General features: G+C 53.3%; 17 protein-coding genes. 6 read left to right on the forward strand and 11 right to left on the reverse strand.

Annotated features, from left to right (window positions below):
- Nucleotides 1-70: 70 nt before the first annotated feature.
- On the forward strand, nucleotides 71-319 hold the full coding sequence (locus tag AAGR22_RS08985) for a YceK/YidQ family lipoprotein (RefSeq protein WP_345831317.1): 249 nt from the start codon (nucleotides 71-73) through the stop codon (nucleotides 317-319).
- 33 nt (nucleotides 320-352) lie between these two features.
- Here AAGR22_RS08985 and AAGR22_RS08990 read toward each other — a convergent pair whose 3' ends face one another.
- The 4 genes from AAGR22_RS08990 to AAGR22_RS09005 form a co-directional block, all read right to left on the reverse strand.
- The gene (locus AAGR22_RS08990) at nucleotides 353-751 is read right to left on the reverse strand and encodes a MysB family protein (protein WP_067703078.1); all 399 of its coding nucleotides are present in this window, start codon (nucleotides 749-751) and stop codon (nucleotides 353-355) included.
- Between the two features lie 243 nt (nucleotides 752-994).
- Complete coding sequence (gene mdtG / locus AAGR22_RS08995) at nucleotides 995-2233, reverse strand: multidrug efflux MFS transporter MdtG (protein ID WP_345831318.1); 1239 nt, start codon at nucleotides 2231-2233, stop codon at nucleotides 995-997.
- Between the two features lie 155 nt (nucleotides 2234-2388).
- Entirely contained in the window at nucleotides 2389-3312 is a 924-nt protein-coding gene (locus AAGR22_RS09000) for a Kdo(2)-lipid IV(A) acyltransferase (RefSeq protein WP_067703085.1), read from the reverse strand.
- Nucleotides 3313-3476: 164 nt separating this feature from the next.
- Nucleotides 3477-4571 carry an NADH:flavin oxidoreductase/NADH oxidase gene (locus AAGR22_RS09005; RefSeq protein ID WP_345831319.1) on the reverse strand — a complete coding sequence of 365 codons (1095 nt, stop codon included), beginning with the start codon at nucleotides 4569-4571 and terminating at the stop codon, nucleotides 3477-3479.
- Nucleotides 4572-4780: 209 nt separating this feature from the next.
- Here AAGR22_RS09005 and AAGR22_RS09010 point away from each other — a divergent pair, with 209 nt between their 5' ends.
- The gene (locus AAGR22_RS09010) at nucleotides 4781-5833 is read left to right on the forward strand and encodes a rhodanese-related sulfurtransferase (RefSeq protein ID WP_067703091.1); all 1053 of its coding nucleotides are present in this window, start codon (nucleotides 4781-4783) and stop codon (nucleotides 5831-5833) included.
- A 402-nt stretch (nucleotides 5834-6235) separates the two neighbouring features.
- Entirely contained in the window at nucleotides 6236-7705 is a 1470-nt protein-coding gene (gene proP, locus AAGR22_RS09015) for a glycine betaine/L-proline transporter ProP (RefSeq protein ID WP_345831320.1), read from the forward strand.
- A 113-nt stretch (nucleotides 7706-7818) separates the two neighbouring features.
- Here the strand turns inward: proP and solA are convergent, their stop codons facing one another.
- The 7 genes from solA to grxB form a co-directional block, all read right to left on the reverse strand.
- Nucleotides 7819-8931, reverse strand: a complete 1113-nt coding sequence (solA, locus tag AAGR22_RS09020) for an N-methyl-L-tryptophan oxidase (RefSeq protein WP_345831569.1) — start codon at nucleotides 8929-8931, stop codon at nucleotides 7819-7821.
- 106 nt (nucleotides 8932-9037) lie between these two features.
- On the reverse strand, nucleotides 9038-9292 hold the full coding sequence (gene bssS, locus AAGR22_RS09025) for a biofilm formation regulator BssS (RefSeq protein WP_067703098.1): 255 nt from the start codon (nucleotides 9290-9292) through the stop codon (nucleotides 9038-9040).
- A 202-nt stretch (nucleotides 9293-9494) separates the two neighbouring features.
- Nucleotides 9495-9785 carry a hypothetical protein gene (locus AAGR22_RS09030; RefSeq protein ID WP_067703106.1) on the reverse strand — a complete coding sequence of 97 codons (291 nt, stop codon included), beginning with the start codon at nucleotides 9783-9785 and terminating at the stop codon, nucleotides 9495-9497.
- Nucleotides 9786-9928: 143 nt separating this feature from the next.
- The gene (gene dinI, locus AAGR22_RS09035; protein ID WP_067703109.1) at nucleotides 9929-10174 is read right to left on the reverse strand and encodes a DNA damage-inducible protein I; all 246 of its coding nucleotides are present in this window, start codon (nucleotides 10172-10174) and stop codon (nucleotides 9929-9931) included.
- An 85-nt stretch (nucleotides 10175-10259) separates the two neighbouring features.
- A complete protein-coding gene (gene pyrC / locus AAGR22_RS09040; protein ID WP_345831570.1) occupies nucleotides 10260-11306 on the reverse strand; it encodes a dihydroorotase in 1047 nt (348 codons plus the stop codon).
- Nucleotides 11307-11548: 242 nt separating this feature from the next.
- Entirely contained in the window at nucleotides 11549-12115 is a 567-nt protein-coding gene (locus AAGR22_RS09045) for a lipoprotein (RefSeq protein ID WP_067703121.1), read from the reverse strand.
- A 150-nt stretch (nucleotides 12116-12265) separates the two neighbouring features.
- Nucleotides 12266-12913, reverse strand: a complete 648-nt coding sequence (grxB, locus tag AAGR22_RS09050; RefSeq protein WP_345831321.1) for a glutaredoxin 2 — start codon at nucleotides 12911-12913, stop codon at nucleotides 12266-12268.
- Nucleotides 12914-13168: 255 nt separating this feature from the next.
- On the opposite strand from grxB, the gene rimJ reads away from it, so the two are divergent.
- The 3 genes from rimJ (at nucleotide 13169) to AAGR22_RS09065 (ending at nucleotide 17017) form a co-directional block, all read left to right on the forward strand.
- On the forward strand, nucleotides 13169-13759 hold the full coding sequence (gene rimJ / locus AAGR22_RS09055; protein ID WP_345831322.1) for a ribosomal protein S5-alanine N-acetyltransferase: 591 nt from the start codon (nucleotides 13169-13171) through the stop codon (nucleotides 13757-13759).
- A 34-nt stretch (nucleotides 13760-13793) separates the two neighbouring features.
- Complete coding sequence (locus tag AAGR22_RS09060; RefSeq protein ID WP_345831323.1) at nucleotides 13794-14720, forward strand: Gfo/Idh/MocA family oxidoreductase; 927 nt, start codon at nucleotides 13794-13796, stop codon at nucleotides 14718-14720.
- Nucleotides 14721-15022: 302 nt separating this feature from the next.
- Nucleotides 15023-17017, forward strand: coding sequence for a serine protease (locus AAGR22_RS09065; RefSeq protein WP_345831324.1), 1995 nt, complete (start codon nucleotides 15023-15025; stop codon nucleotides 17015-17017).
- Nucleotides 17018-17381: the final 364 nt, after the last annotated feature.

Consider the following 17381-nt stretch of genomic DNA (forward strand, 5'->3'; position numbering starts at 1 on the left):
AGCGGACGGCGCGAACGCGGGTAGGATACAATATGCGGTTAGTATCGCTCTTTTACTTAGATTTGGTCAGATGGTTACGATGAAGAAAATAATATGCGGGTTACTGCTGGGTGTCAGCCTGCTGGTACTGAGTGGCTGTGGCAGCATCATCAGCCGTACGCTGCCCGGACAGGGTCACGGAAAGCAATTTTATCCTGGGGTGCAGTGGGACATTCGCGATACGCCCTGGCGGTTTCTGACGATTATCGACCTGCCGCTGTCGCTGGTGGTTGATACGCTGCTGTTGCCGGTGGACGCCAGCCACGGACCCTATCAATAGCGCACCCTGAAAGGGTGCGCCGTCTTGCATGACTCAGGCCCAGCGATCGGATTCGCTGTTGTCGTCTTCCCACTCCTGCGCAGCCGCTTCACCCTCTTCGGTGTCTGCAGGCGGCTCAAGCTGGAATTCGCCTTCATCCCATTCGTGCAGGGTATTTTCCGGCATCCACTCCTGACGCAGTTCAATCTCGTCGAAATCGCCATCAAAAATAGCCTGGGCCGCTTCACCACTGCGCAGAGACAGGCATTCGCCTTCATCGCCCTCGTTGGTAAAGAACTCAGCCTGCCACATGATATCGCCATCCTGCATAACGTATTTTTGCAGATTGAACTGGCTGACGGAGGCATCATCCTCTTCCAGCTCTGGATTCGCAGCCAGGTACTCTTCACGAGCGGCGTCGATGGCTTCTTCCAGCGTTGCGTATAATGACATGCTATTTTCCTTTCCCGGTTAAGACTATCAGCAAAGGATAGTCTAAGTTTTGCAGGGGTAAACCCGTCTCAGGAAAAAAATCGTGCTGTTTTGTATACGCGTATCAGTGTGTTACAGAAAAAAATGATGAAGGATAAAAAAAACTTCTGTGACATTCATTCTAATTCAACAGCGTAACGCGATTGCCGCCTGGCTTTATAGGCACCCGCTCAAAGGCAATACTGCGCCCGTAACAGCCAGCCTTCATTCCTCTGCCCGCGCGGTGAGTACGGCCCGACGGCGCAGTACCCGCCACGAGTAGACGGCATTGAACAGCACGACGGTTGCCGTGACCACGAATACCGCGCGAAATCCCCAGTGGGCAGAAACCAGCGCACCCATAAGCGGGCCGGTGACATTACCGATGTCGCGGAAAGACTGGTTATAGCTGAAAATACGCCCGGCGATCTGGTTAGAGGCGTTATAGATGAGCAGAGTCTGTACTGCCGGCAGCAGGGCACCGTCAGCCGCGCCGAGCAGGAACCGCAGGATGCCCAACTGCCAGGGATTCTGCACCAGCGACATCGGAATGAGTAGCAGAACAGAGACCAGCAGCATGGCGATCAGAATGCGTTCGGGACCAATGCGATCGCCCAGTTTGCCCAGCCTCGGCGCGCTGATAAGCGCTGCCACGCCGGGCACGGAAGCGATAAGCCCGGCAATAAACGCCAGGTTTTGCGTAGTACCGTTCAGTTCACGGACATAGAGCGTGAGAATGGGGGCAATTGAACCGGTAGCAATCTGAATAATCAGCGTGGTGACGAACAGCGCCAGCACCAGTCTGGGATTTTTAAGTGAGGTGAAGACCTGGCGCGCGTGCAGCATGTCTTTCTTTTTAACGGGTATAAAGGTTTCTCTGACGGCGAGCAGGGTCATTATAAAGCAGATAAACAGCACGGCGGCGGTAATAAAAAAGACCGGCCGCAGGCCAAAGCTGTCAGCCAGCAGGCCGCCTATTAGCGGCCCAATCAGCGCGCCGCTCACGGCACCGGTAGAGAGCCACCCCAGCGCCCAGCCGCTTTTATTACGCGGCACCTGGGTCGCGATCAACGCGTTAGCGTTTGGCACAAAGCCGCCCAACAGGCCCAGCAGCGCTCGCAGGGCAAGAAACTGCCAGACGGACGTTGCCATGCCCATCAGCAGCATCACAATCGCCATACCCAGGGCAGAGCGCAGCAGCATAATTTTTCTGCCTTTGCGGTCGGCCAGGCCGCCCCAGAAGGGGGAGGCAAAGGCAGAGAACAGAAACGTGATGCTAAAGACCGCACCTGACCAGAGCGTGAGCGCATGGGGATCGCTCACGCCAAGCAGCTCAACGTAGAGTGGCAGAAAAGGCATGACCAGGCTGAACGCCACGCCGGTCAGAAAACAGCCGCACCAGGCGACAAACAGGTTTTTCCGCCAGTTCAGTTGTACCAGAGTAACTTCTGAGGGGGTAGACATAGGGGCGCAGGTAACCTGTCGGCAGTAAATGTTTAATTAGCTTGCTAATTATGCGCTTAAAAAACAGTCATGAACAGGGCGGGACAGAGATATTTAAACGAGCAGGGAGTATCAGGAAGTGGGACAGTCCGACCGCTATCGGACTGTCCGTGGGCTTATTTGTAGAGAGAGGGCTCGCCTTTGGGGCGTGTTTTAAAACGGCGATGCAGCCACATATACTGCTCAGGCGCCATCAGCACGCCGTTCTCCACCACCTTGTTCATCCTGGCCGCCGTGGCCGCCTCGTCATCAAGGGGGATGGCTGTCTCTTCTGGCAGAATAACCATTTCATAGCCTTTGCCCTGCGGCAGGCGGCGCGGAACAAAGGGGATCACTGCGGGCTGGCCGCTGCGGATCAGCAGGTAGCTCCCACGGGTTGACGCGGCTTTTTCCACGCCAAAGAAGGGCACGAAAACGCTGCTTTTTGGGCCGTAATCGTGATCCGGGGCGTACCAGATAATATCGCCATTTTTCAGCGCCCGAATCATACCTTTCACGTCGCGGCGGTCGAGCATACTCTTATTGGAACGCATCCGCCCCCAGGTTTGCAGCCAGTCCAGCAGGGCATTGTCATTAGGGCGGTAAACGCCGATGCCGGGGTTATGGATGCCGAATATTCGGGCACCCAGCTCCAGCGTCAGAAAATGCATGCCAATCAGCAGTACGCCTTTGCCATCCTGATGCGCTTTTTCAATATGTTCCAGGCCACTGACCTGAAACCATTTCTTAATGCGCCAGTCGGGCCAAAACCACGCCATGCCGGTTTCGATTAGGCCCATGCCAACAGATTCAAAGTTTCGGACCACCATCGCCTCGCGCTCGGCTTCCGGCATGGCGGGAAAGCAGAGTTCAAGATTGCGGCGCGCGACCCAGACGCGGCGACGCAGAAAGCGCATGGAGAGCCGGCCAAGGCCGCAGCCTGCGTAATAAAGAACGGGGTAGGGCAACAGTACCAACAGGTAAAGTAAACCGATACCAAACCAGGTAAACCAATAACGTGGATGCAGCAACGCACGCGAAAATTGAGGCAGCTGAGTCATGAGTTTCCAGAGTAAAATAAAGGGGCACCATTATGCGGGCCGGAGATGAACATTTATGGCCTATTGTGCCATTTTTTAAGAACAAACTGAAATTATCACGGTGTCGTTAAGGATGGGGTTAAGGATAGGGTTACTGTCCCACCGCAGTGGGACAGTGATGTCGGTCAGGATTTAAACAGACCTTTTACTTCATGTGGCTCACAGCGCCAGTACTGCTCGGGCGCATTAACTTTTGCACCCAGCTTCGCGGCGGCGTGCCACGGCCAGCGCGGGTCATAGAGCATGCCCCTGGCAAGCGCCACCATATCCGCCTGATTATCGGCCAGTACGGCCTCGGCCTGCTCAGGGTCGGTTATCAGACCAACGGCGATAACCGGGATAGCCACGGCCTGTTTGACCGCCGTCGCAAAAGGCACCTGATAATTGGGGCCGACCGCAATCTGCTGTTTCGGCGACAGGCCGCCGCTGGAAACGTGAATGTAAGCACAGCCTTCCTTCTCCAGCGCCTGACTCAGTGCCACAGACTGTTCTGTATCCCAGCCACCTTCCACCCAGTCGGTAGCAGAAATGCGCACGCCCACCGGTTTATCCGCCGGGAACACGCGACGGATCTCACGGAAAATCTCCAGCGTCAGGCGCATACGGTTTTCAAGCGAGCCACCGTACTGATCCTCGCGCGTGTTGGAGAGGGGCGAAAGGAACTGATGCAGCAGATAACCGTGTGCTGCATGTACCTCGATCAAATCCAGCCCCAGCCGGTCGGCGCGAATGGCGCTGTCGACAAAGCCCTGCTTAATCTCCTCAATACGCGCGGTGGTTAAGGCAACCGGGGGGGTATCTGTCTCATTGAAAGGCACGGCTGAAGGGGCAGAGGTCTGCCAGCCTCCCTGCTCAGGCTGTAAAAAGCCGCCACCGTGCCAGGGAGCGTCAGTTGACGCCTTACGACCCGCGTGTGACAGCTGGATCCCCAGCGGAATTGAGGAGTACTGACGCACATCCTTTAACACATCCGCCAGCGCCTGCTCGGTTTCATCGTTATACAGCCCCAGGTCCTGCGGGGTAATGCGGCCAGCAGCCTCAACGGCGGATGCCTCAAGGATCAGCAGTCCTGCACCGGAAAGCGCGAGGTGGCCCAGATGGATGCGGTGCCAGGCGGTGGCCCGGCCCCGATCGGCGGAATACTGGCACATCGGGGCGATGGTGATGCGGTTTTCCAGGGTGAGCTTACCCAGCGTTATCGGGGTGAAAAGGTGACTCATGAATTTTCTCCGGTATCAATCACAGTTCTGAACTGAACAGGCTAACTATAGGCGGTTATTTCTGTGATGTTGATCAGGCTATGCTGTTAAGTGCCAAACATTACCTTTTAAAGAACCCGGCAACGACTGACGAATCTGGTTTGATTTCCGAATGATTCAGGTATCATAGCCGCCGCAAAATTTCTCTCTTGAATGCAGGAACGAACACCATGCCAGTGTTACATAACCTTGTTTCCAATGAAGAGCTGAGGGCGCGCATGCTGGCCGAAACCGAGCCGCGCACCACCGTCTCTTTTTATAAATACTTCACTGTTGACGATCCGAAAGCCTTTCGTGACGCGCTCTATGTTGCGCTGACCCGACTTAAGGTTTTTGGCCGCGTCTACGTTGCGGCCGAAGGCATCAATGCCCAGATTAGCGTACCTGCCAGCCAGTACGACGCGATGAAAACGATGCTCTATGCCTTCCATCCGGCGCTGGATAACCTGCGGATGAATATCGCGCTGGACGATGACGGTAAATCGTTCTGGGTGCTGCGCCTGAAGGTGCGCGAACGTATCGTAGCGGATGGCATCACCGATGATTCCTTTGATGCCAGCGATGTGGGTGACTACCTCAAAGCGAATGAAGTGAACGCCATGCTGGACGATCCCGAGGCGATATTTGTCGATATGCGTAACCACTATGAGTACGAAGTGGGCCATTTCGAGAACGCGCTTGAGATCCCTGCCGATACCTTCCGCGATCAGCTGCCGATGGCGGTCGATATGCTGCAGGACAATAAGGACAAAAAAATCGTCATGTATTGCACCGGGGGCATTCGCTGTGAGAAGGCCAGCGCCTGGATGCGACATAATGGTTTTGAGAACGTTTATCACGTGGAAGGCGGGATTATCGAATATGCCCGGCGCGCGCGTGAGCAGGGGCTACCCGTGCGCTTCAAGGGCAAAAATTTTGTTTTTGACGAGCGGATGGGGGAGCGTATCTCCGACGAGGTGATTGCGCACTGCCATCAGTGCGGCACGGTGTGCGATAACCACGTCAACTGCAAGAACGATGGCTGCCACCTGCTGTTTATCCAGTGCCCAGCCTGTGCGGAAAAGTACCAGCACTGCTGTAGTCCGCTCTGTATGGAAGAGCTGGTCCTTACGCCGGAAGAGCAGCGCGCGCGTCGCGCGGGCCGTGAAAACGGTAATAAGGTGTTCAATAAGTCGCGTGGCTTATTGAATATGACCTTAAAGATCCCCGAGTCAGATCGCTAACTTTACGATAGCGCTAACGATCCCCGATCCGGACCGTTAGCGTAACGTTGACGCTGAAAGATCCCGCAGTCGGATCTGCCCGCGTTAAGGGCCAGTCCGATTTGCCCGCGTTCAGGGGCCAGTCGAACGGCTGGCCCTGTTTGACGCTTATACAGTTTTGTCCTTTCTGCTTACGCTGCCTGCATTTACGCCAAAAATTCCGCAATTAAAACGATAGCTATCACAAACTTGAAAAAAAACGGGTCGTCTACTAGAGTAAATATCCGTAAAGAAAAGTTGCCCACGCGTATTAACACCTTCGCCCCGTCGCAATCCGCTGCTTTATAGCTTTCTTTCCCTTTAGTTCATTTTTCACCGGCAACGAAAGCTATAACGCTGCTCACCCTTACTCATGGAGCTTGTATGAGCAACACAGAAAAACAGAAGAAGCATTTCTGGCAAAAGCCAAAGAAGCCAAAAGAGCTGACCTTCGAAGATATTACTATCGTTGATGGCGACATGCTCAAGCGCGCCGTAGGTGCTGCAGCCTTGGGTAACGCCATGGAGTGGTTCGATTTTGGTGTTTACAGCTATCTTGCCGTTACCATTGGTAAGGTGTTCTTCCCCGGCGGCAGCGCGGCGGCACAGCTGCTGGCGACCTTTGGCGCCTTCGCGGCGGCCTTCCTGGTGCGTCCGGTGGGTGGTCTGGTGTTTGGTCCACTCGGTGACCGAATTGGTCGTCAGAAAGTGCTGGCGATCACCATGATCATGATGTCCATCGGGACATTTTGCATCGGTATCATCCCCAGCTACGAGAAGATTGGTATCCTGGCACCGATCCTGCTGCTGGTTGCCAGGCTGGTACAGGGCTTCTCTACCGGGGGGGAATACGGTGGTGCCGCAACCTTTATCGCGGAATATTCAACCGATAACCGTCGCGGCTTTATGGGCAGCTTTCTGGAATTCGGCACGCTCGGCGGTTACCTGTTGGGAGCGGGCCTGGTCACGGCGTTGACCGCCTTTATGCCGGAACAGACGCTGTTGGACTGGGGCTGGCGCATTCCTTTCTTCATCGCCGCGCCACTGGGCCTCTTTGGTCTGTATGTGCGTCTGAAACTGGAAGAGACGCCCGCTTTTCAAAAGCATATGGAGAAACAGGAAGCGCTGGAGCACAGCAAACCCCGTCTGACGTTGTTTCAGATGTTAAGCAAGTACCGCGCGCAGATGCTGAAGTGTATTGGTCTGGTGCTGCTGTTTAACGTCTCTAACTACATGCTCACCTCCTATATGCCAAGCTACCTGACCGGGATTCTGGGGCTGAGTGAGATGAGCAGCCTGCTGCTGATCCTGGTGGTGATGTTTGTCATGATGCCGCTGACGCTGTTCTGGGGGCACTGGAACGATCGCCTGGGCCGTCGTCCTGTTATTTGGGGCGGCGCAGTTGCCCTGATAGTGATGGCGATCCCCTGCCTGATGCTGATTGGATCAGGTAATATGCTATGGGTATTCGTGGGCCTGATTATCCTTGGGGCGATTCATACCTGCTTCAGCGGCTCAATGCCCGCAACGCTTCCGGCACTGTTTGCCACTGATATTCGCTACAGCGCGCTGGCGATTGGTTTTAACCTTTCCGTTTCGCTGTTCGGGGGTACCACGCCGCTGATTACCACCTGGCTGGTCAGTACAACGCACAATCTGATGATGCCGGCCTACTATTTAATGGGCGCAGGGGTTATTGGCGTGATTACCGTATTTACCATGCGTGAAACGGCGCGGAAGCCGCTTAATGGATCGGCCCCGGCGGTGGCGAATGAGGCAGAAGCCCATAAGCTAATTAACAAGCTTCGTCTGCGACAGAAAAAGAAAGACGCCGCGCTTAATACGCCAAAGTAACGGCGCGTAGATAAAAAAACCGGGCGAGGCCCGGTTAAATAAGACGGTAAAAAACGCCCTGTAAGCGATGCGCTGGCAGGGCGTTTTTAATAATCGTTACCAGACTAATCAAATCATAAACGTGAAAGACTAAATGGCGATAAATCAAATTGAGAGGATTTATCCTGGGCAAAATCTGCCGCTATTTCGCCTAATACGGTTGAAAATTTAAAACCATGTCCGCTCAGGCCGCTAATAATAAGTCGATCCGGCGAACCGGGTAGAGTATCAATAATAAAGTTTTCATCCTGCGTATTATCGTAAGTGCAGGCTTCTCCCCGCAGACAGACCCCCACGCCCGGTAAGAACTGGCGCAGAAAAGAGAAGAGCTCACTGCCATCTTCGGCGACGGAGCCAAAAGACTTGCGTTGTTCAGGCGATGTGATGGTCTGGCCGCCGTTGTGTTTACCAATCTTAATAGCATTGTTATCAGCCGGGAAACCGTAAAACTGCCCGCCGTCAGGCGTTTCAACGGTAAAAGCGGGGAAGCGGTTATTTTCGCTGTAGCGCCCATCGGCCTGATGCCAGGCGAAGACTTTCCTGACCGGCGTGATGGGCAGGGAGGGGAGCAGAGATTTCACCCAGGTTCCTGCGCTAAGCAGCAGTTTTCGCGCGCAAAAGTCGCCATCGGCGGTGCTAACCCATTGCAAACCGTCGCGCTCCTCAAGCGAGTCCACGCCGCAGTTAAACAGCTGCGCACAGCCTGCCTCTTTCGCCAACCGAATCATATGACGGATCGCCAGCTCTGATTTCAGGTAGCCCGAGCGGGGTTCGAAAATGCCGCTATAGCCAGGTGGAACGCTGAGCTGAGGCCAGCGGCGAGTCACGTCATCACCGCTAAGCGTTTCTGTTTCAAGTGTAAACTGACTGACGCTATGGCGGATATTGCGCATAAAGGTTGAGTCGTCGGGAGCCAGATTAATCACGCCGCAGCGATGCATAATGCGCTCGCCGCAGTCGGTTTCCAGCTGGTCCCACAGCTGCTGTGCGCGCAGTATCATCGGGACATAGTACGCGCCTTCGCCATAGGCATGGCGGATCAGTCGCGTTTCACCATGATGGCTGCCCTGCTGGTGGGGAGGATGATGCCGGTCAATCATCAGAACCTTCAGTCCGGCCTGCGTAGCGTACAAGCCCGCAGCCGCGCCAACCGAGCCGCTGCCCACTACGATTAAATCATAAACCATCTGCATCCGGGTCCTTAGTAATCAGGTGAGGCATGCAGAATAGCAAACTGTCGCAGTAATGAAAAAGGCACCCTGTTGGGTGCCCTTAAGATAAAGCCAAAACGGACTAATGCTTTTTGTAATCACGATCCTGATATTCCGTGGCTTCTATCTTGGCAATACCGGCTTCGAGGATAGAGATAAATTGTCTGGCAACATCAGTGGTTAACCAATAGGTCTGCCCCACTTCAGCCTCTTCGGACTGCTGCTCGTTTGAGGTAAGGGAATGTAGCCGGATCATCATTGCATCGTAGCTGTCTACGGTACTGATATCCCACCCAACGAGGGGATGTGTCTGGATAACGTCTTTGTTTCTGTCCATTATGATCCCCTTATTATTCGTGTTAATGATGACAACGAAGTGATTTATCGAGGTTCAATGCGGTCTTTTTTTCACAGAGCCGTTTAACTATAACAGGGATTTTGAATTTGGCTGAATGAAATTTACCCACAGGATGAATGGGTGTTTTATTTGGTTATTATTTCGTCAGGGCATCTTCACGAAATTAATCGCACCGGCGCGTTTAAAAAAGTGGGGATCGGTCATCACCCTGAAGCGGTATATTGATCGGCGCACGATGCTTTTCAACTTCTTCAGCCAGGCGGGAAAAATGCTGCCGCATATTTTCATCACGGTCGTGATTTTGCGCCTCCAGCCGCAGACGCTGCGTCAGTAATAAAACAGCCTTCTCATCCAGGCAAAATGAAAGGGAGGAAAAAGCAATTTCTAATACGCTGAGGCGTCGCTGCTGGTCGGCAATCAGTCCCAGTAATTCACCAAATGTCATCGCTTCTTCGGGGGTTTCAGGCGTCATGATGGGTTCCTCAGCTGAGCTTGTGTCAGGGACAGGTAATCTAAACCAGTCTACAACGGCAGAGGCATTACGGCGAGGGGGGCGGGGATGAAAAACAAAAAGGCCGGATGGCAAAACCCGGCAAGCTACGGCACAAAATAGAATCAGTCAGTGATAAACCAGTCGTCAGCGCTTTCCCAGGTTTCCTGGAGGATTTCGGTAACGCGGTCTTTGGCTTCTTTGCCTCCACCCATGACGGTCAGATTATTGGACCCGGCATAACGGACGGAGACGCTGTTTGGCGATTCCGGGAACTGCTTATCAATGCGCTTGATCAGCTCATTTGAGAGCGCATCGATGGCACCGGCGGGAAGAGAAGTAGTTTTTGCAACGGTAACTTCAACACGCATAACAGCCTCCGATTAAGTTACTGTGAATATATACAGTATTTAACGCAGAGGCAATCACTTTCTGAAACGAACCCTGGCCGGGGCGTTAACGCTCTACCGTCCAGTTAAGCGTCTCGCCCGCCAGGAAGGGGATCAGGCGGTCATTACCCAGCGCAATGCTTTCGGCTACTTTCCAGGGCTTGCGAACCAGCTTCACCGTCCCCTCGTTTAGCGGCAGGCCGTAGAAACGCGGCCCGTTTAGCGAACAAAATGCCTCAAAATGCGCAAGGGCGTTCATCTCCTCAAACACTGTCGCATAGGCAGACAGCGCGGTTGGCGCATTAAATACCCCGGCGCAGCCGCAGCTGGACTCTTTACGGTGTTGCAGATGCGGAGCCGTGTCGGTGCCAAGGAAGAAGCGATCGTTGCCGCTGGCTATCACCTCACGCAGCGCCTGTTGATGAACGTTGCGCTTTAATATCGGCAGGCAGTACAGATGGGGCCGGATGCCGCCAACCAGCATATGATTACGGTTAAACATCAGGTGCTGAGGTGTGATGGTGGCCGCCAGCAGGCTATCGCCCTCCTGGACATAGGCGGCGGCTTCCCGGGTGGTGATATGTTCCATCACCACTTTCAGCGCCGGAAACTGCCTGCGCAACGGGATCATCACCGTCTCAATAAAACGCGCCTCGCGATCGAAGATATCAATATCTGCACCGGTCACTTCACCATGGACCAGCAGCGGCATGCCGATTTTCTGCATTCGCTCCAGCACCGAGGCGATGCTGGCGATATCCGTTACGCCGTAGCTGGAGTTAGTTGTGGCATGGGCGGGATACAGCTTCGCGGCAGTGAAAACACCGTCGTTAAAGCCGGTTTCCAGTTCACTGGCGTCCAGCGTATCCGTCAGATAACAGGTCATCAGGGGGGTGAAATCGTGCCCGGCAGGGCGCGCAGCCAGAATTCGTTCACGGTAGGCCACGGCAGCCGCCACGCTGGTAACTGGCGGGACCAGGTTAGGCATCACAATGGCCCGACCGCACACTTCACTGGTATAGGGCAGCACGGTTTGCAGCATCTCGTCGTCACGCAAATGGATATGCCAGTCGTCAGGGCGGCGGATCAGGAGTTGCTGGGGAAGTGTTGTCATCATCGTGCTCCGGCAGAAGTGAAATCAGTCAGTGATGGCTGGATTTGGCCGGGTATCAAGCATAGGGATAAAGCGGGCTGAATGCACCAGGTTTGTTTACCGTCGGAAAAAAAAGATTTCAGCGGGTAAGCGTAGTCTGGCCGTTAATCACGCCGGTGGCGGCCTCAGAGAGGGGGGAGGGCGCGCTGTGGAACAAGAGTCGCGCCCATCAACAGGGGCGCACAGCGCGCCTCTGAAGTCGCTTAACGTTCGGTGAAGGGAATAACCAGCTCGCCGGGTTTCACTTCCAGTCCTTTAGCAAAGCGTTTTGCCAGCGACTCAGCCTTACTGCGATCGGTACTGAGCACCCAGGCCGGTTTTTGATTGAAATAGTCCTTCAGCGACTGATTCAGATAAGGCGTTAGGGTCTTCAGCACGCCCTGCATTTTTTCAGGTTCGACCTGTACGTCTACCAGCTCCATATCCTTTAAGAATACCGCGCCCTGATCTTTATCGTAGAACGGCAGCGCCTTCATGGTCAGTTTCATGGTGGCCTGCTGCGGGCCGAACAGCGAGCTGATATTGACCTTTGCATTGCCGGAGAGCGTCACTTTATTCGGTTCTTCACGACCAATCTGACTGCTGAGATCGGTCAGGACAATATGCGCGTCAATCAGCCCGGCAACGCCAATCTGCTTTTCATAATTATTGTGTTTCTGCAGGGCCTGATTCACTTCCTGCTCACTAATCGTGTACTGCGTAAGCTGATTACAACCAGCCAGCAGACCGGTCAAAAAAAAGGCGCAAAGCGCCAGAGTCACCTTTTTCATAGCTATCCTCCTGGGAGCGTGCAGCCAGTACCTTCTGGCGCAAAACAATAGCTTGCACGACATTCAGTCCGGAGTCACCAGGAGAACCGATAAAGGGAGGGGAAACAGGTAACAAAATGACGCAGGACCGCACGGCGCGGCCCCGATCGATCAGGCAGCTATCGAAGATAACAAATTGATTTGGGTCTGTTTGGCCATATTGTCGCGGTAATCTGCCACGCGGCTGGGGTACTCAATCCCGGCGATAAGGCTGAGCGAACGCAGCACCGGAAACAGGTGAATATCATCCAGAGAGAGTTCACCGTTTACCGCATTCGGCTGGACAATGAGCTTATCGAGCTTGCGCAGATCGTCGTTGACGTTTTTGATATAGCCGTCAGCATGCTTTTTGAGTTCATCAAAGCTGCCCTGGCTGGCTTCCTTTTTATCATGAAAGTAGCGGCGCGCCTCGGGCGTAGCGAATTCGGCAAAGGAGGCCGCAGCAATACGCGGCAGCAGCAGTTTGTTGAGATAGCCATTCACGCGGCGCAGCCATTCGCTAATGGCGGGATTGGTGGAGCCGGTCAGGAGAGGTTCACCATTCCGCTTATCCACCCATTCAACGATATCCAGACTTTCGGGCATGCAGCTGCCATCTTCTTTCATCAGGATCGGTGCCATTTTCTGGCCAATCAGCTTCTCAGGCGTGGCCACATCGTCACTGAGCATCACTATCAGCTCAACAGGGATGTTTTTCAGGCCGAAAATCATGCGGGCTTTTACGCAGAACGGACAGTGATCGTAGATGTAAAGTTTCAAGAAACCCTCCTCGAATTATTCTGAGTTTACAAAGGGTAAGTATGGAAGAGATTAGCGGGCAGGGCAAACCGACGGCGGTATTTAGCGGCAAATGTAAAAGTTTGAAGGTTTTTAACGGGATCCAGTTACCTGTCGCGCTGCGGGCGGCTATAGTGAGGTCAGTCATCTCCCTCCCTGAATGCGGCCCTGAGCGGCTCAGTGGGTGTGAGCGAGGGATGTCGTGATAAATGTCATCTGGCCAATTCAGGAGAAATGATGTTTGGCTATCGATCCGCTGCGCCCAAAGTGCGCCTGACTACGGACAGACTGGTTGTTCGCCTGGTCCATGAGCGCGATGCATGGCGTCTGGCAGACTATTACGCTGAAAACCGCGCTTTTCTTAAACCCTGGGAGCCGGTGCGGGACGAAAGTCACTGTTACCCCTCCGGCTGGCAGGCCAGGCTCGGTCTGATAACCGAAATGCACCGACAGGCCAGCGCATTCTATTTTGTGGTGATGGATCCGGAAGAAAACGCGGTTCGCGGCGTGGCGAACTTCAGCAACGTGGTACGGGGATCCTTCCATGCCTGCTACCTGGGCTATTCGCTGGGGCAGCAGTGGCAGGGCCAGGGAATGATGTTTGAAGCGCTACAGTCGGCGATTCGCTATATGCAGCGCCAGCAGCGCATCCATCGCATTATGGCAAACTACATGCCGCATAATCATCGCAGCGGCGATTTGCTGGCCCGGCTGGGTTTTGTAAAAGAGGGTTATGCAAAGGATTACCTGCTGATTGATGGTCGCTGGCAGGATCACGTGCTGACGGCCCTGACCGCCAGCGAATGGACACCCGAACGTCGGGGATAACACCTCCGGACGAACATAAGCGAGACGCGACGTAATGAGTCAACTTCGTATAGGCATTGTCGGATTGGGTAATATTGCGCAGAAAGCCTGGCTACCGGTGGTGACGCAGACCACGGGCTGGCATATCGCCGGGGCCTTTTCTCCCAGTCAGCAAAAAGCCAAAATCCTCTGTGACAGCTACCGTATACCGCTTTTCTCGCAGCTGGATGCGCTGGCCGCCAGCTGTGATGCCGCGTTCGTTCACACCTCAACCGAGACGCATTTCGCTATCGTTAAACAGCTGCTGCTGGCGGGCGTGGATGTCTGCGTGGATAAACCGCTGGCAGCAACGTTACATGAAGCGGAACAGCTGGTGGAGCTGGCCCATCGCCGGGGGCGCAGGCTGATGGTGGCGTTTAATCGCCGGTTTGCGCCACGTTACCTACAGCTAAAAGCGCAGCTCAGCCAGCCGCCGGTGTCACTGAGAATGGATAAGCACCGCAGCAATAGCGTCGGCCCGCGCGATCTGTTCTTTACCCTGCTGGATGATTATTTGCACGTGGTGGACACCGCGCTATGGCTAAGCGGCGGCGTTGGCAAGCGGCAGGGCGGATGTTTGCTGACCAGCGATTTGGGCGAAATGCTGTATGCGGAGCATCACTTTACGGTGGGGCAGGCAAGGATAACGACCAGTATGCACCGTCGGGCAGGAACCGATCGTGAATCCGTCATGGCCATTACGGATGGCAGCGTATGGAACGTCAGCGACATGCGCAATTTTCAGCAGGAGCGCGGTGGCCAGCTGATAAGTGACCCTGTGCCAAGCTGGCAAACCACGTCGCAACTGCGTGGTTTTACCGGCGCAGCGCACCATTTTATCGACTGCGTGCAGAATCAGACGCAGCCGCAGACCTCGGGTGATCAGGCACTGATGGCACAGCGTATCGTTGAGAAACTTTGGCGGGAAAACGAGCGCGAATAATCCGTTCTCTTTACGTAAGCCGGGTAACAGGTATTATTTTAATACCCTACAAGTACGCGCATCAGTAAGAGCGTGAGGGGCAAGTCATTTATCTTCCTGCGGCGATTGTGAGGTCTAAAGATTAAAAATGATGCTCGGGTTATTTTCCTTTAGTTATATTATTAATAAGTCTTAAGGTGGAATGAATGACTGAGTAATTCTCGTTGATAAGTTTAATTATGCGCTTTCTCATTGCATGGTTCATTCCAGTTAAATACTGCAATATAAAGTGGCTTCCCACTTTAAGTAAAGGGAAATATATTATGAACTGCGTACGTTCAATGCGTTACCTTCCCCTTATTTTAGCCGTTTTTTTTCCGGGTCAGGGACAATCTGCTTCTGGGGATTCCTCTACGGTTAACCGCGAAGATCCCTATACAATTAAAAAAATTAACGTCGATGTTTTGACGGCACCCTTATCAGGAAATAGCCGTAGCTGGCGAATTGAGGTTCCCGAGGCAAAAGAGTTAGCTGCAACTCTGGATAATGTCGTACTACCCACGGGTTCATGGCTTGAGGTGAGTGATGCCGCGGGAAAACAACAATCAATTTATAATGACAAAGCATTCTATGATGGCAGTAAACCTCAGATTATTACCTCGCCAATAGACGGCGGCGTCATGATTATAAAACTTTTCACCACCGGTAATAGGTCCTCCAGCGGACATCTGGTGATTAACCAATATCGCTATATCAAGGGAAGCACTCGGGCAGTAATTGGTGATAATCAGATGAAACAGGCGGCCTGTTACCAGGACATTAACCCCCTGTTTTATTCCAAAAGCCATGCCGTAGTAAAAGCCAATAATGGATCCGGATGGAATGTCGCGGGCGGGCCTTATGTGATAACCAATCATCATGTCGCAGGGGATGCCGGGAGCAAAAGCCATTCATTAACCTATAACTACGAGTCTCCAGGCTGTAGCCGTACGGATGCTACAAATACCCTGCAGATCCGAACGGAACGCGTCGTTATCGCAGGTTCCGGCGACACCGATGACTGGGCGGTTTATAAAGTCGATCCACTGGCGTATGAAGAGGCGGGGATTAAACAAATTTTTGGTACGCTGGCGATTAATGCTGATACACCTAAGAATGAGCTGATAAAAAATTTACCGCTCTATATTGCTCAGCATCCCTGGGGGGATTATAAACGTATTTCCTCCCTTGATGATGATGGTGGCGCCTGCAAGACAATTTCGGGTAACGCCAGTGAAACACTGGCCTATACCTGTGATACTGCTGGCGGATCATCAGGTTCTCCCGTGCTCCTTCAGTCCGATAGCCGCGTGGTTGCGCTGCATTACGCGGGCACCAGCTCTAAAAATATTGGCGTAATCGGTCCATATCTTTATAACAAGGTAAAGACGCTGTTACCTGATGCTAATCAGGCCAGTGCGGCTACCCTGGGTGAAGGGAAAGTATTAGTTAAAAATCTGGATTTTTATCCCGATATGCCGGTTCCGCCGCAGGACATCGAGGCAACGGGGGCAATAAGCCTTTTATCACTGTATGAAGGGCGCTTAACGGATGATGAGACCAGTACGCTTTTTAAAGCTAAGGTGCGTGTGGCCGGGGGCGGAATCGTCGATGCTAATATCCGTTTCAGCATCACAACGCCCTGTGGAGAAAAAAATTTCAGTGATGCAAATCAGTGTAGCCAGGCCGGAAAGCGCTATCTGAATAGCTGGCTGCTGCGTACTGACAATCCCGGAGTGGGGAGTTTCACCGGATGGGTGGCAATACGCATTAATGACGATAAGGATCAGCGTTTACATAATCTTATTCTGCCTGTGTCCTATTCCAGCTACGATCCGTTTAGTTCACCCATTGCAGAAGACAGTAAGGTAACAGAGTATACTCTGACAGAAAAAAGCACGCTAACGACCAGTCAGGTAACCTATAAATCTAATCTTGGCTTTGTTGCAGTTTATGCCGGGCAGGGTCCTCTGGAAACGGTGACTGGTGGGACAGGCTACACAACATTGAAGGTTCAGGTTAAGAACGCAGCCGGCCAGGTTTATATTATGACGCTGCGCGGTAACCGAAAGACGACCTGCTCTCCGGCTTTACGGCCCATCAACTCCATAACAGGCTGCGGTAATGTTAAACCGGCCGCTCTGGTACTTAGCTATAATAAAGAAGATAACATGACGTTACCCGTGGATACCTACAGTGGGATCCTGCCGATTATGGCTAAGCGCGACAGTTATGATATTGCCCCGATACTGATTCACATTGAAGTGGCTAAAAAGTAATCGCAGGTTATAAAGTAAAACGAGGCAGGCAGGAAGCCAGCCCCGATGCGAAAAGCCAGTGATAAGATCGCTGGCTTTTATGATGTTATCTGTGCAAACCGGCATATCGGACTTAAGCACGCTCCCGATAAATCACGCGTGTAAGAGGGGAAGAGTGACTCACCAAAATCAGACAATGCCGCAAAGGGTGATGTCATACGGCGAAGACACCGTACAGAACCGGGTGTTTCGGCTTGCAGGGGAACGCAGATCAGGCGCAGCGAGCAGCACAGCTCTGACCCAATAACAAACGCAATAATCCGCTGTAACAAACGAATGTGGTTATTTCCTTCAGCATCAGTAGACTATGCCGACCCGAGCGCGA

It is taken from the genome of Erwinia sp. HDF1-3R, assembly GCF_039621855.1.
Classification (GTDB): domain Bacteria; phylum Pseudomonadota; class Gammaproteobacteria; order Enterobacterales; family Enterobacteriaceae; genus Erwinia.